A 14,316-nucleotide genomic window follows, 5' to 3' on the forward strand; every position below is an offset into this window, starting at 1 on the left:
AGTTTCGCCATCTGAGAACGGCAGGCGGGTTCCGGTGTTACCCAGCGTTCACAAAGCTTGAGCTAGGGCTGCCAGTTGACCTAATGCTGCGTCAGTGCCACCACATGTTCACGATCGGTGGCCAATTTCCTCATTTGCGGCACAGCCAGCCGATACGAGGAACTTATAAATAAGGATGTCCGCGGCATGAACATCAAGCAGATGGAAGTGCTGCGGACGCTTTTGGCAACCGGCTCGACGATTGCATCGGCAAAGGTGATGGGGCTTAGCCAGTCAGGCGTAAGCCGCATGCTGCAGCAGCTAGAACAGGATCTTTCTATCACGCTTTTTGCCCGTGATAAGGGACGGCTCGTCGCCACACCAGAGGCGCTAGCGCTGGGGCGCGATGCAGAAAATGTGCTGTTGGCCGTTGAGCGCATGACTACCCATGCTGAAGACCTGCGGGCCGGCAAGTCCGGCCCGGAGATCGTTAGAATCGGTCTACCAAGTAGCATGTGGGAGAACTTTGCCCCGGCTATGTTAATGGACTACGTCCGCGATTTCCCCAGCGTTCGCATCGAGACCTTTTTCGAAACAACGACGGCGATCAACAAACTGGTCGGTGAGCGGGTGATAGACATCGGCTTTCTGCGCATGGAGGGCGAAACGGCACCCAGCATCGCTGTTAAAAAAGTCGCGAGCGGCACCAGCGTCTGCGTCGTACCTGAGGATCACCCGCTCGCGCAGCTGGAAGAGGTCTCCCCGAAGGACCTTCGTAACGTGCCTCTGATCCTGATAGGGCGGCAACGGCCTAATCGCATGTCGCTCGACCAGACCTTCAAGCGGGCCGGTGTCAAGCAGATGGTGAAGATCGAGACGCATACCAACAGCTCCGCCTGCTCCTATGTAGCGCACGGGCTAGGCGTCACGATCATCAGCAGCTTTTACGCCAACCTTTACCGTCATCTTCCGGTGGTCCAGAGACCGTTTGTGCCACGAGCCTCACAGGACTTCGGCCTAGCCCGGGCAGCAGGAGTTCCTTTGTCGATCGCTGCTCAAGCCCTCAGCGCCGCGCTGGAGCGACAGATCCTGCGTTCGCAAATGAGCTAATATAAATTCAGGTGATTGATCATAAGCAGTCGCTGCTATTCGCGGACAGATTCTGTGTACGCCGCATAAGCGTATGAAATTTGTCATACTATTGCGCAATTCTCTCAGTGTCCTCATAGTCTGCCGCAATGAAACCGATGGTGACCGGAGGGAAAGCCGGCCATCAATCGCGGGGATACTATGCTGAGATTTATCCTGAGCCGTCTCATGATGGCGCTTCCAACTATCGTGCTCGTTTCGATCACCGTCTTTGCCCTCATTCGCTTTATTCCCGGTGACCCGGCCGCCCTGATGTTGGGCGACATGGCCCAGCCCGAGCAGATCGCCCAAATGCGCACCGAACTCGGGCTCGACAAATCGATGCCGCAGCAATTTGTCATCTGGGCTGGCAATGTACTGCAGGGCGATTTCGGCAAATCGATCGTCAACGACGAGCCGGTGCTACCGCTGGTGGTGTCGCGCTTCGCTGTCAGCGCCGAGATCGTTCTGGTGGCGGTGCTGCTCGCCAGCCTGATCGCCGTCCCGGCAGGGGTTATTGCCGCATGGCGGCAGAACAGTGTCATCGATTTGGCGCTAGTCGGGACAGCAACGGTTCTCTTGTCGATCCCGACCTTCTGGCTCGGCCTGCTGCTGCTCCTATTCTTCGGTCTGAAACTCGGCTGGCTGCCCGTGCTCGGCTATGTGTCGATTGGAACCAACGTCGTCGGCGGGCTGCTCTACTTGGTGCTGCCGGTCATGACGCTGGTCATCCACGAGGCCGGCGTGCTGATCCGCATGGCGCGCGCCTCGACATTGGAAGTGCTGCGCCTCGACTACATCACCCATGCCCGCGCCAAGGGCCTGTCAGAGAGTGCTGTGCTCTGGCGCCACGCCTTCAAGAATGCCTTTGGCCCGACTTGGACGATGATCGGCCTCATCCTCGGCAATTTGCTCGGCGGCATCGCGGTCATCGAGACGGTATTCACTATCCCAGGCCTCGGACGCCTGATGGTCGACGCCATCTTTGCCCGCGACTACCCGGTCATCCAGGGCTGCCTGCTGTTCGTCGCCCTGTGCTACGTGCTGGTCAATCTCACCGTTGACCTACTCTATCCCCTCTTTGATCCGCGGGTTGTTGCCGAATGAAGACGTTCACCCTCAACGGCATCATCGGCGGGATCCTAATCGCCGTCTTACTCGCCACCGCTGCCCTCGGTATGGTCTGGACGCCCTTCGATCCGATGAAGCTCTCGTTCACCGCGCGCCTGGCCGCCCCCAGTGCCGCGCATCTACTGGGCACCGACGAGTTCGGCCGTGATGAACTGAGCCGCCTGATGGTTGGCGCCAAGGCGAGCGTCTGGATCGGCTTCTTGACCGTTAGCTTTGCTACTATCTGCGGCACGCTGATCGGGCTTGTCAGCGGCTATGCCCGCGGCTGGGTGGATGGCGTCATCATGGCGATCAACAATGCGCTGCTGGCTTTTCCCGGCATCCTCCTGGCGCTCGGCCTGCTTGCCGTCTTCGGTGCCAACCAGTACGGCATCATCTTTGCGCTCGGCATCGCCTATACGCCGTCGATGGCGCGTGTGGTGCGCGGCGCGGTTCTGTCACTGCGGGAACGGGAGTTCATCGAGGCTTCACGGGTAATGGGCAATGGCGAGCTGTTCACCATGTTCCGCCACGTCCTGCCCAATTGTCTAGCGCCGATCACGGTGCTCGCCACCTCGATGTTCGGATGGGCCATTCTATCGGAAAGCGCGCTCTCCTTCCTCGGTCTCGGTGTGCCGCCGCCAGCGCCCACCTGGGGCAACATGCTGGCCGCCGGCCGACCCTTCATCCAGCAGGCCGTCTGGCTCGGCCTCTTCCCCGGTCTCTGCATCGCGTTGACCCTGCTCGGCATCAATCTACTGGGCGATGCCCTTCGCGACCGGCTCGACCCGCGCATGAGAGGTCTGAAATGACGACGGAAACGCTATTGAGCGTTCGCGGCCTATCGCTGGAGGTCGCGCGCACCGGCCACGAGGTCGTCAACGATATCTCCTTCGATATCGCTTCCGGCGAAATCTTCGGCATCGTCGGCGAAAGCGGCTCCGGCAAGACGCTCGCCACCCGCGCGCTGATCTCGCTGCTGCCGCAGGCCATCCAGGTCACCGGCGGATCCATTTCGTACAAGGGTCGCGACGTGCTCGGCCTCAACGCCGGTCAGCTTCGCCGCCTGCGCGGTGCCGAAGTGGGCGTTGTCTTCCAGGAGCCGATGACCTCGCTCAACCCGTCGATGACCATCGGCCGGCAGCTGGAGGAGGGGCTCATCCTCCACACAAAGTTCTCGCCGGACGAACGGCGCGCCCGCATCCTCGAAATGCTCCGCCGCGTCGGCATTCGCGATCCGGAGGGCGCGCTCGGCGCCTATCCGCACGAATTCTCCGGCGGCATGCGCCAGCGCATCATGCTCGCTTCCGTCATGCTGCTGAAGCCGGCGCTGCTGATTGCAGACGAGCCGACCACGGCGCTCGACGCCGTCATCCAGCGCGACGTCATGGAACTGATGGTGGAGCTCACCCGCGCCGAAGGCACCGCCGTCCTGCTGATCAGCCACGACCTGCCGATGGTGGCCCGGTATACGAGCCGCATCGTCGTGATGGAAAAGGGTTCGATCGTCGAGCACGGCCGCACCGAAGACCTGCTGGAAGCACCGCAGCACCACTATACGAAGAAGCTCTTGTCCTCGCTGCCGTTCCGGGGCGAACCGCGCATGGTCGACATGTCGAAGGCGCCGATGGTGTCGGCGAAGAATATCGTCGTCGACTACCCGGGCCGCAAGTCGCTGTTCCGCAAGGCCAAGGCGAAGCGTGCCTTGCACGGCGTCAGTATCGATATTCACGAGGGCGAGGTCGTCGCGCTGGTCGGCGGATCCGGATCGGGCAAGACGACGCTTGGCCGCACCATTGCCGGTCTCGTCCGGGAAAACGAAGGCGAGATCCGCTTCCAGGGAAGGGCGCGCGACGAGGACTGGCAGGACTACCGGATGAACTGCCAGATGGTGTTCCAGGATCCGTATTCCTCGCTCGATCCGCGCATGACGATCCTCGCTCTCGTCGAGGAAGCCCTGCGCCTGGTGCCGAACCTCGATGCGGCAGCCAAACGCAAGCGGACGCTGGAAACGCTGGAGGAGGTCGGCCTTGATGCCAGCTATGCCAGCCGCTACCCGCACGAACTTTCCGGTGGCCAGCGCCAGCGCGTTGCCATCGCCCGCGCGATGGCCCGCCGCCCGCGCTTCCTGATCGCCGACGAGCCGGTCTCGGCCCTCGACGTGACGGTGCGGGCGCAGGTGCTCGACCTCTTCTCCGACTTGCAGAAGCGCTACGGCTTTTCCTGCCTGTTCATCAGCCACGACCTTGGCGTCGTCGAACAGGTCGCCGACCGCGTCGTCGTCATGCAGGACGGCCGGATCATCGAGGAGGGCGACCGCGACGCGATCTTCGACAGGCCGAAGGAAAGCTACACGCGCCGGCTCCTCTCCGCCATTCCGGCGCTCGACCACAACGCGACCGGCGGCGTCTCCCTCAAGTGGCGCTTCGACAACTGATGCTGAACAGGACCCCGATCATGACAACCTCCGACACGCTGAACGCAATCTGCGATGCGCAACCCTTCGTCACCCGCTTCATGGTGCGCAATCTGCTGACCGGCGAGGAGATTACCCGCGGCGCCGACGATGAGACGCCGTCCGGCAGCACTCGCAAGACCTCGATCATGATGGCGGCGCTGGAGGCCGCGCACGCGGGCGGCATCAACCTCGACGAGCCGATCACCTACGAGAAGCGGCTGGCCGAGGAAGTCGCCAGCGGCATGTTCCGCTTCATGACGCCGGGCATCGTCATCTCGCTGCGCGACGCGATCACCGGCATGATGGTGCTGAGCGACAATGTCTGCACGAAAATGGTGCTGGAGCGGCTGACGCTCGAGGAGGTCGATGGCTATTGCAAAGCTCTCGGCATGGTGAACACCCATCACCGCTTTCTCATTCCGCCGCTGGCGCTGCCCGCCGATCACGCGCTGACGACGGTGACGACGACGTCTGCCGCCGACCAGGTGCTGCTGCTGCAGACCATCCTGGACGCGCAATCCTCCACGCAAGCGCAGGAAAAGCTCGGCTGCAGCGCCGATCTCTGTGGCTTTGCCATGGACACGCTGAAGCATCAGGTGCTGCGCTACGGCATCCGCTCGCGCCTTCCGTTCGAGACGCTGGTGGCGAGCAAGAGCGGTCGCGGCAAGCGTGGCCGCATGGATGCGGGCATCGTCTACAAGGACCGCGCGCCGTTCTTCATCATCACCGCCTACACCGACGATGTGCCGCAGGTGATGGCGGACGGTACACCCGGCTACACGGTGTCGCTCGAGACGATCGGCAGGCTCGCCGAGGCGGCCTGGAACGGATTTCAATCTTAAAAATCAACAAGAGAAACGAGGGTAGAACAATGAAAAAGCTTCTTCTTGCGGGCGTTGCAGTGCTTGCCTTTACGCACGGCGCCGGCGCGCGCGACATCACCATCGCCCAGAGTTCGGACCTGCGCAGCGCCAATCCGGGCGTCAACCGCGACGGCAATACCGACGGTATCATCCTGCACATCGTCGAGGGCCTCGTCGGCTACAACAACAGTGGCGAAGTGAAGCCGCTTCTGGCCAAGAGCTTCGACATGTCGGCCGATGGCCTGACCTATACGTTCAAGCTGCGCACCGACGTGAAGTTTCACAACGGCAAGCCGCTGACCGCCGAAGACGTCGTGTGGAACTGGACGCGCTATCTGAAGCCCGACACCAAGTGGAGCTGCCTCTCCGATTTCGCTCAAGGCGGGGCCGCCCACGTCACCGGCGTCAAGGCGACCGATGCCTCGACCGTGACCATTACGCTCGAAAAGCCATCGGCGGTCTTCCTCGGCCTGATGTCGCGCCCGGAATGCGGCTATACCGGCATGATCTCGCCGGACTCCGTGGCTGCCGATGGCAGCTTCGTCACGCCGATCGGCACCGGCCCGTTCCAGTGGGACGAGTGGAAGAAGGGTGAATACATCCACCTGAAGAAGTTCGCCGATTACGTTTCGCCCGAAAACGACGGCAAGCCGGACGGGATGGTCGGCTCCAAGCGGCCGCTCGCCGATGGCGTCAAGTTCATGATCATTCCCGATGCCTCGACCGTCAAGGCGGGGCTTGAATCCGGCGTGCTCGACACGGCCGAGATTTCGCCCGACCTGATCCCGGAATTCAAGTCGAGCGAGAAGACGCAGCTGATCGTGTCGCGCAACAACGGCAAGAACCTCTTCTACATCCAGACCCGCGACAAGGTCTTAAGCAATCCGGGCGTGCGCCGCGCGATGGCCATGGCGCTCGATCTCGATGAGCTGGTTGCTGCCGCGTCGAACGGCACCGGTGAGGCGAACGGCTCGATGGTGTCGCAGGACAGCGTCTATTTCAATCACACGCAGAAGAAGCGCCTGCCTTACGACGTCGAGGCTGCCAAGAAGGAACTGGCAGCCGCCGGCTACAAGGGCGAGCCGATCTCGATCATCGCCAACAAGCGCGGCAACGTGCCGAGCTTCCCGGCCGCCATCATGGCCCAGGCGATGATGCAGCAGGCGGGCCTCAACGTACAGATCGAGGTGCTCGATTATGCGACCCAGGTCGATCGCCGCCGCTCGGGCAACTATCAGGTGATCTCGCAGTCGGTCGCGCCGCGCCTCGACCCGGCTCTGATGTACGCCTTCTACGTCGGCAACAAGGACAAGAACGCCTCGCTGATGTGGGACGACCCGAAGGCTGTGGAGCTGATGAGGGCCGCCTATGTCGAGCTTGACCAAGAAAAGCGTCAGAAGATCTTCGACGAATTCCACGAACTGATGCTGAAGGAGATGCCGGGCATCTTCCTCTACGACATGGTCGATGTCTGGGGCGCCACCAAGAAGCTCAAGGGCATGCCGGTCTGGCAGTCGAACGCCCGCCTCTGGGAAGTCTCCGTCGAAAACTGACACCCGAACACTGACCACAGTGCCGCACCGGCAGATCCGGCGCGGCATTCCTTATTCATCGAGATGATCCGGCACTTCAACCGCCGGCAGGTTTTCTGCGCCCGTTGAACGGGCCTGGGACCGACTACGAGGACATGCCATGAACCGCGACGCCGTGACGTCGATTGCCGACGCAATCGAGCAGATGAAGCCCGAATTCACCAGGCTGAGCGACAGCATCTGGGATTTTGCCGAACTGAAGTTCGATGAAAGGCAATCGTCCGCGATGCTTGCCGAAAAACTCGGGGAGAACGGTTTTGCGGTAACGCGCGGCGTAGCAGGCATGGAGACGGCCTTCATCGGCGAGTTTGGCAGCGGCAAGCCGGTGATTGCTATTCTGGGCGAGTTCGATGCGCTGGCCGGCATGAGCCAGGCCGCCGGCATTGCCGAGCACAAGCCGCTCGTATCGGGCGGTACCGGCCACGGCTGTGGCCACAATCTTCTCGGCGTCGGTTCGCTGATGGCGGCAATCGCGCTGGCAAAGCACCTGAAGGACAACAACCTCGCCGGCACCGTGCGCTACTATGGGTGCCCGGGCGAGGAGGGCGGTTCCGGCAAGACCTTCATGGTCCGCGCCGGCCTGTTCGACGACGTCGATACAGCGCTGACCTGGCATCCGGCGCCGTTCAACGGCGTGCGCTCGACCAACAATCTCGCCGTTCTCGAATATTACTACCGCTTCAAGGGCCTTGCCGCGCATGCCTCGAACGCCGCCCATCTCGGCCGTTCGGCGCTGGACGCCGTGGAACTGATGAATGTCGGCGTCAACTTCCTGCGCGAACACATGCCGCAGGATTGCCGCGTCCACTATGCGATCACCGATACCGGCGGCCGGGCGGCGAACGTCGTGCAGGCGCAGGCCGAGGTCGTCTACCTGATCCGCGCTCCGGAAATGCCGCAGGCGCTCGATCTTGCCAAGCGCGTCGACAAGGTGGCGCGCGGCGCTGCCATGATGACCGAGACCGAGGTCGAGATCGTCTTCGACACGGCCTCCACCAACCTGTTGCCGAACATCACACTCGAAACCGCCATGCACGAGAACATGGTGGCGCTTGGCCCGGTTGCCTTCGACGAGGCCGATCTCGCCTTCGCCAAGGCGGTCCAGGACACGTTCACCGACGAGGCGATCAAGAGCAGCATCCGGCTCTACGAGATCAAGGGCGACGTCTTCTCCAACGCCAAGGTAGACGGTTCGACGCCGCTGCATCTGGGTCTGCGCGACTTCGAGGGCCAGTCGCATTTCCGCGCCGGCTCGACCGATGTCGGCGATGTCAGCTGGGTCACTCCGACGGCGCAATGCTGGACGCCGACATGGGCGATCGGCACCAACCCGCACACCTGGCAGGTGGTGGCGCAAGGCAAGAGCCCGGCGGCCCACAAGGCGATGGCGCATGCGGCAAAGGCGATCGCAACCACCGGCCTGTCGCTGATGACCTCGCCGGAACTCTTGGCGGCTGCGAAGGCCGAGTGGGCGGAGAAGACCGATGGCAAGGCCTATGTTTGCCCGATCCCGGCGGACATCGTGCCAGGGATGCAGTCGTAGGTCAGACCGCAGCAGCAGCTTAACTAGGCAAGTAACAGCCAATGTAGAGGCCTGGCGCGATGCAGGAGGCACACCGGCTTCTGCGACCAGGCGGTTTTTCATGCTCTTCTGTGCCTGCAACCTGTTTCATCACTCCGGCGTTGGGTTGGAAAAAAGGACGCCAACGGCCGCACAACTGGGCTTCGGGTGGTCGGTATTTTGACAGATCCACCTTCGTGGTGCATTGGCTCCCCGGAGATCGTCCCAAGGGCGCGAACACAGCCTTTATGATAGCCGCTTCAAGGGCGGGCGTTTGAACCATAGCTGGACTGCACAGACGGTTTTGGCCTGATCAATAAACAAGCTTAACGCCACCAGCAGATGCATAGCGGCTTCCTCCCAGTTTCGCTTGTCTGCTGTTCCCCTCTGGAGGTTTCGACCTTCATACCTTATGGGCTCCGGATTATCCGCGAGCCATTTTGTGCAGCAGCTTGATGGACGGTTTGGGCCGACTGTTGAGACTGCTGGGCAGGTCTTCCTATTAGGTCAGTAGGGGAGAGCAGCCAGCCAGCCATCCTAAGATCATCCAACTACGGCAGCCTAAGAATACAAGGGGCAGGGGTCACTGGTTCGATCCCCATCAAGACGTGGGGAGCGTTGGTAGATAGTCGATGCATCTTAAAGCCGCACACGGTCATTGTAAGGCGAGAGCTGTTGACCATCAACTCGTCCTAACCAATACGCCTTCCTGATTCCTCATCAAAGAGATGGATTGCGCCCCGTGAGAGGGACAGCTTCTGACGGCTGCCGACGTCGAATTGAGGCCGGTTGCGAAGAACGACGGAGATTGAATCTCCGTCCATCAGCATCTCCAGGAATGTCTCAGATCCGGTCGGCTCGATGTTTGTCACCGTGGCTTCCAGACCGGTCTCGGCGCCGATATCGATTTCCTCCGGGCGCTTGCCGACGAGGATCTTCTGACCGGGCCGGGCGTCTGCCGGGGCTCGGATGCCCGTAGGGCGGCGGCCTGCAAGGACGAGGCCGCCATCGGCGACGACAGCCGGGAACAGGTTCATGGCCGGCGAACCGATAAACTGCGCGACGAAAGCATTGGCGGGCCGATCGTAAAGTTCAAGCGGGGTGCCGACCTGTTCGATCCGCCCGCTCTGCATCACCACGATCCTGTCGGCCATGGTCATGGCCTCGATCTGATCGTGGGTGACGTAGACCATTGTCGTGCGAAGCCGACGATGAAGCGACTTGATCTCGCCCCTCATCTGCACCCGTAGCTTGGCATCCAGGTTGGACAAGGGCTCGTCAAACAGGAAGACCTGTGGATCGCGCACGATCGAGCGGCCCATGGCGACGCGTTGCCGCTGGCCACCCGAGAGGGCCTTCGGCTTGCGTTCCAAAAGAGGTACGAGGCCGAGGATTTCGGCCGCCTCCCGTACCCGCCTCGACTTCTCTTCCTTGCTGGCACCGGCAAGGGTCATGGAGAAGGCCATGTTCTCTTCCACCGTCATATGGGGATAGAGGGCGTAGTTCTGAAAGACCATCGAGATGTCGCGGCTCTTTGGCGGCAGGTCGTTGACGACCCGGTTGCCGATCGAGATCGTACCGCCGGAGATGTCTTCTAGGCCTGCGATCATGCGCAGGAGCGTGGACTTGCCACAGCCCGACGGCCCCACCAGGACCACGAATTCGCCGTCGGCGATCTCCGCGTCGATCCCGTGAACCACTTCCAGGCTGCCGTAGGTCTTGACGACCTTGCTGATCGTGACGTTCCCCATGATGCGTTCTCCTAGGCTGCCCGGATACGGATACGGGTCGACGACAAGGCGCCCTCGTAGATCTCCATGCCGGCTGCGCCGCCGGCAAAGGCGTCATCCTGCGCCTCGAGCGTGACTTCGCCGACGGTAACGCTCAGGCGATCGCCCTTGGCTGTAGCAACCATGGTGAACGCTGTCTCGAAGGCCGTTTCAAGCGGCACGGACGCAAGGATGGTCTCGTCGGCATCGCGACGTCGGACGACTTGAAGCTCGCCCTGGCGCGTGACACGTGCCGCGTAATAGCGCCGTTGTCCTTCCGCCCGCAGGACAAGGCCACCGTAGTCGCCCAGGTGCAGCATCAGGTCCGCCTCGACGGCATAGTCCGTCCAGTCGCGTGTTCCCTGCAGGATGATGCCGGAACCACGGTTCTGGCTGATCCGGATATCCTGCGGAAAGTGCTTCGAGAAGAAATGGACGTTGGAAACCCAAGCCCGCCGCCAGAAATCGCCCGCACCCTGCGGCCGGCGGAATGTGACATCCGGGCATCCGTCCCAGGTCAGTGCGGAGAGAAGAATACGCCCGTCGGCGCGTCCATCGCGCGAGACAAGCACCACGCCAACCTCGGCGATCGGCTGGTAGCCCGTTTCCGGCACGACCCATTCGAGCGTAACCGTTTCTCCCGCCGACAGTAGCTTGCCCATCGGCATGTCAATGTCTGCCAGAGTGTCGTCGCTCGTGTAGTGCCGGATACGAAGCTTCGCTTCGACCGTCCCTCTGTTCGCCTTATCGGCGTGGACATGGGCGCGAAGTATCTGCCCGGCGTGAAGGCGCGGGCTCGCCATAAGGTCGTAGGTTCGCATCTTGAGGACGTCGTGGGGTATGAAGACCGGCGTCGTGGTTGCTGCCTCGCGGCCCGGAGCGAGCGCCTTGAAGTCGATCGCAAGCGCCGTATCGTTACCGCTCACCCTCAGATCGTCCACCGCAATCTGGCTCGGCTGCGGACGGAAACCCTGAACGGAACCGGGAAGCGAGAAATGAAACTTCGCGCCGTCCTTGGGTGCCGGTTGGGCCGGGATGCCTGCAAGTTTGCGGCCGAGATTGGCAAGCCAGAGCGAGATATCGACCGCATCAGTGATCGAACGGCCGCCATCTGCCGAGGAGATATACAGGCGGTCGGCAACGGGTCCCCGCCAGTCGGGACCGGCCTCGAGCCCTTCAAGTCCAAGCATGATGCCGTGAAGGCAACCAAGGTTGCCAGCGTTGCAGTCTGTGTCCCAGCCGGATGTGTTAACGATCATCTGCCCGCGCTGGAAGTCGTGCGGCGCGTGGAGCAGCGCCATGATCATCAATGCATGGTTCGGCACCACATGGCAGTTGCCCGGGTATTTGTCGTAGCCGTACGTATCCTCGATCTTCTGTCGCGTGGCTTCCCAGTCCTCGTTGCCCGATGTCCAGGCGCGGATGTCGGCGACAAGCTTGGCGATCAGGCTGTCCTTTGGAATGTAGGACAGACCCGTATCGAGGAGATGATCGACATCCTTGCTGAGAAAGGCCTCCGCCTCCATGGCTGCCCAGAGGACGGCCGCATTGACAGATTCTCCGTCATGGCTGACCGAGCCGGCGGCACGAGCCAGTTTCGCGGCCTGGGCCGGGTTTCCCGGCGAGACCAGTGCCCAGCCGTCAATGAAAATCTGCGCACCGATCTGTTCTGCCACAGTGGCGCCGTTGGTCTCGATCGAGCCTGAGGCCGGTGCGGGTATGCCGCGCGCCAAATTGAGCCAGGCCGTGTGTTCGGTCGAATTTCCAGCGCCGCCCCACCAGAGGATCGAGCGCTCCTCGATGATGTAATTCAACCAGGCCTTGCCGATATCTTCCGCGGAGAGATCCGGCGAGATGCCATAGTCGTCGAGCGCTCTGGGGAAGGTGAACGTGCCGGCGATATCGTCGTCGGTCACCACCAGTGGGTCGCCGAGCCGCTCGTGGACGTAATAGGTGATCGGGCCGAGCTTCTCGAGGATGTCCTTGTAGCGCCAGTTCTCGAAGGGACGGCCGAGATAGACGCCGATGAGCTTGCCGAGGACGCCCGCGTATACGCGGTTGGTGTAGTCGGTGGGAATGGACATGTTATGCTCCTGTTAGCCTTTCACCGAGCCGCCAGCCATGCCGTCGATGAAACGGCGCTGCAGCAGGACGAAGAGGACGACAATGGGAAGGACGATAATGAGGGCGGCGGCCATGATGACGCCCCAGTCGGACGCGTACTGGCCGGAGAGAAGAAAGAACGAGACGACAGCCGTCAGCTGATCCTGTCCCTGCAGGAAGGTGGTCGCGATCAGAAACTCGTTCCACGAATAGAGGCCGATGATGAGCGCGACGGTAAGGATGCCGGGCGAGACGATTGGCAGAAAGACCCTGGTAAAGACCTGCCAGTGGGTTGCGCCATCGATCAGCGCGGCTTCCTCCAGCTCCTTCGGCACCGCGAGGAAATAGGTTCGCAACAGCATGATCGCGAAGGGGGAGTAGACCGCCGTGTAGATGAAGGCGACGGCAATGGGATTGTTGATCAGGCCGAAGCGGGCAAAGCCGAAATAGAGCGGGAACAAGAACAGCTGGATCGGCGCCGTCGTACTGGCCAGCAGGTAGAAGGTCAGGATCTTCCACGTCTTGATCTTGCGTCGGGCAAGAACGTATGCCGTCAGCGAACCGGTCGCACAGACAAGGACGATGGTCATGGCCGTGAGAACGGCCGAATTGAAGAGTGTGCGACCGAAATTCGCGTCGCTCCAGGCTCGCGTGAAATTGTCCCATCGCAGGTGCGTAGGCCAGGCTAGCGGGTTCTGGACGATCTCCGCCGAAGGTTTGACGGCGTTGAGCACCATCAGGGCTATTGGGAAGAGCGTGATGATCAGCAACACAGCCAGCGTGATGTGGACCATCCACTGCGTAAGTCGGCTTTCGGTCATGTTCATTGATCGAACTCCCTGGCCTGGACGCGGATATAGACGACAGTGGCTGCAAGGCCGAACAGGCTGATGACGACGGAAATTGCAGCAGCCTTGCCGACGGCGAGGTCGTAAAACGCTGACCGGTAGGCGAAGGTGGACAGCACTTCGGAGGAATAGGCGGGACCTCCCTGCGTCAGGATGTAGACGAAGTCGAACACGAGGAAGGACCAGATCACGGTCATGATCATCATCAGGGTGATCGTCGGCATGATGCCGGGCAGAAGCACGTAACGGATCGTCTGGAAGAACGTGGCGCCTTCAACCCGGGCGGCCTCGATCTGCTCGGAGGGAACTTGCCGGAGCGCTGCAAAAAAGATGACGCAGAGAAACCCCCACCAATGCCAGAGATCGACAACGGCGATGCCGTAAAGCGCGCTCGAAGTTTCCGTCAGGGGGTTTGCGACATCGATGCCGTAGCGTTGGAGGAGGCCCGTAATGCCCGTGACGGGGGAGTAGATCATGCCCTGCCACACGCGGCCCGTGATCGCCGTCGCGATAATGACGGGCAGAAAGTATATGACCTGAAAGAAATTGGCGCTCCGCCGCGCAACGAGCATCATGGTTGCGGCTAGGAGCCCCATCGTGATGGGAACGATGAGAAAGATGATCGTCCACACCACATTGTTGGTCAGCGCGGTCCAGAAGACGCTGTCGTCCCAGAGTGTGCGGAAATTGTCGAGGCCGACGAAGATCGGATCGCTGATGCCGTCCCACTCAAAAAAGGCGAGCATGACCGTCATCAGCGCGGGTATGGCGATGATGACGATATTGATGATCAATGTCGGCAAGACATAGAGACGGTGCATGAGGTGTACCTTTTGAAACCGACCAGTCCGCCGGCACCCACTGCGTGATGGGGGAGCCGGATCGCGCGCACCGTGGTCGGCGCG

General features: G+C 61.5%; 11 protein-coding genes. 7 read left to right on the top strand and 4 right to left on the bottom strand.

Annotation, left to right across the window (positions count from 1 at the left end):
* Positions 1 to 186 precede the first annotated feature (186 nt).
* The 7 genes from ACQY1P_RS00105 to ACQY1P_RS00135 all read left to right on the top strand — a co-directional run bounded on the left by ACQY1P_RS00105 (position 187) and on the right by ACQY1P_RS00135 (position 8,673).
* Positions 187 to 1,089, top strand: coding sequence for a LysR family transcriptional regulator (locus tag ACQY1P_RS00105; RefSeq protein ID WP_062460194.1), 903 nt, complete (start codon positions 187 to 189; stop codon positions 1,087 to 1,089).
* A 180-nt stretch (positions 1,090 to 1,269) separates the two neighbouring features.
* A complete protein-coding gene (locus ACQY1P_RS00110) occupies positions 1,270 to 2,214 on the top strand; it encodes an ABC transporter permease (RefSeq protein ID WP_430253336.1) in 945 nt (314 codons plus the stop codon).
* Positions 2,211 to 3,029, top strand: a complete 819-nt coding sequence (locus ACQY1P_RS00115; protein WP_184655685.1) for an ABC transporter permease — start codon at positions 2,211 to 2,213, stop codon at positions 3,027 to 3,029. Before ACQY1P_RS00110 ends, ACQY1P_RS00115 begins: the two co-directional genes overlap by 4 nt.
* On the top strand, positions 3,026 to 4,654 hold the full coding sequence (locus ACQY1P_RS00120; protein ID WP_325265667.1) for an ABC transporter ATP-binding protein: 1,629 nt from the start codon (positions 3,026 to 3,028) through the stop codon (positions 4,652 to 4,654). Before ACQY1P_RS00115 ends, ACQY1P_RS00120 begins: the two co-directional genes overlap by 4 nt.
* A gap of 20 nt (positions 4,655 to 4,674) precedes the next feature.
* Positions 4,675 to 5,517 carry a serine hydrolase gene (locus tag ACQY1P_RS00125; protein WP_062460555.1) on the top strand — a complete coding sequence of 281 codons (843 nt, stop codon included), beginning with the start codon at positions 4,675 to 4,677 and terminating at the stop codon, positions 5,515 to 5,517.
* 29 nt (positions 5,518 to 5,546) lie between these two features.
* Entirely contained in the window at positions 5,547 to 7,091 is a 1,545-nt protein-coding gene (locus ACQY1P_RS00130) for an ABC transporter substrate-binding protein (RefSeq protein ID WP_325265668.1), read from the top strand.
* Positions 7,092 to 7,230: 139 nt separating this feature from the next.
* A complete protein-coding gene (locus ACQY1P_RS00135; RefSeq protein WP_062460182.1) occupies positions 7,231 to 8,673 on the top strand; it encodes a M20 family metallopeptidase in 1,443 nt (480 codons plus the stop codon).
* Positions 8,674 to 9,383: 710 nt separating this feature from the next.
* Here the strand turns inward: ACQY1P_RS00135 and ACQY1P_RS00140 are convergent.
* The 4 genes from ACQY1P_RS00140 to ACQY1P_RS00155 are packed head-to-tail and all read right to left on the bottom strand — an operon-like array spanning position 9,384 to position 14,232.
* Positions 9,384 to 10,442, bottom strand: coding sequence for an ABC transporter ATP-binding protein (locus tag ACQY1P_RS00140; protein ID WP_430253339.1), 1,059 nt, complete (start codon positions 10,440 to 10,442; stop codon positions 9,384 to 9,386).
* 11 nt (positions 10,443 to 10,453) lie between these two features.
* Positions 10,454 to 12,544 carry an ADP-ribosylglycohydrolase family protein gene (locus ACQY1P_RS00145; protein WP_062460177.1) on the bottom strand — a complete coding sequence of 697 codons (2,091 nt, stop codon included), beginning with the start codon at positions 12,542 to 12,544 and terminating at the stop codon, positions 10,454 to 10,456.
* 12 nt (positions 12,545 to 12,556) lie between these two features.
* The gene (locus ACQY1P_RS00150) at positions 12,557 to 13,390 is read right to left on the bottom strand and encodes a carbohydrate ABC transporter permease (protein WP_062460175.1); all 834 of its coding nucleotides are present in this window, start codon (positions 13,388 to 13,390) and stop codon (positions 12,557 to 12,559) included.
* Positions 13,387 to 14,232 (bottom strand): carbohydrate ABC transporter permease, encoded by an 846-nt coding sequence (locus tag ACQY1P_RS00155; RefSeq protein WP_062460173.1) that lies wholly within the window; start codon positions 14,230 to 14,232, stop codon positions 13,387 to 13,389. The genes ACQY1P_RS00150 and ACQY1P_RS00155 overlap by 4 nt, the downstream gene beginning before the upstream one ends.
* Positions 14,233 to 14,316 lie beyond the last annotated feature (84 nt).

This window comes from Neorhizobium sp. DAR64872/K0K18, assembly GCF_050500175.1.
Classification (GTDB): domain Bacteria; phylum Pseudomonadota; class Alphaproteobacteria; order Rhizobiales; family Rhizobiaceae; genus Neorhizobium; species Neorhizobium soli.

Bases quoted from the DNA above. Each gene is read 5' to 3' on its own strand.
- ACQY1P_RS00140 (WP_430253339.1), bottom strand. From the start codon at position 10,442: ATGGGGAACGTCACGATCAGCAAGGTCGTCAAGACCTACGGCAGCCTG.
- ACQY1P_RS00115 (WP_184655685.1), top strand. From the start codon at position 2,211: ATGAAGACGTTCACCCTCAACGGCATCATCGGCGGGATCCTAATCGCC.
- ACQY1P_RS00105 (WP_062460194.1), top strand. From the start codon at position 187: ATGAACATCAAGCAGATGGAAGTGCTGCGGACGCTTTTGGCAACCGGC.
- ACQY1P_RS00135 (WP_062460182.1), top strand. From the start codon at position 7,231: ATGAACCGCGACGCCGTGACGTCGATTGCCGACGCAATCGAGCAGATG.
- ACQY1P_RS00155 (WP_062460173.1), bottom strand. From the start codon at position 14,232: ATGCACCGTCTCTATGTCTTGCCGACATTGATCATCAATATCGTCATC.
- ACQY1P_RS00110 (WP_430253336.1), top strand. From the start codon at position 1,270: ATGCTGAGATTTATCCTGAGCCGTCTCATGATGGCGCTTCCAACTATC.
- ACQY1P_RS00120 (WP_325265667.1), top strand. From the start codon at position 3,026: ATGACGACGGAAACGCTATTGAGCGTTCGCGGCCTATCGCTGGAGGTC.
- ACQY1P_RS00145 (WP_062460177.1), bottom strand. From the start codon at position 12,544: ATGTCCATTCCCACCGACTACACCAACCGCGTATACGCGGGCGTCCTC.
- ACQY1P_RS00130 (WP_325265668.1), top strand. From the start codon at position 5,547: ATGAAAAAGCTTCTTCTTGCGGGCGTTGCAGTGCTTGCCTTTACGCAC.
- ACQY1P_RS00125 (WP_062460555.1), top strand. From the start codon at position 4,675: ATGACAACCTCCGACACGCTGAACGCAATCTGCGATGCGCAACCCTTC.
- ACQY1P_RS00150 (WP_062460175.1), bottom strand. From the start codon at position 13,390: ATGAACATGACCGAAAGCCGACTTACGCAGTGGATGGTCCACATCACG.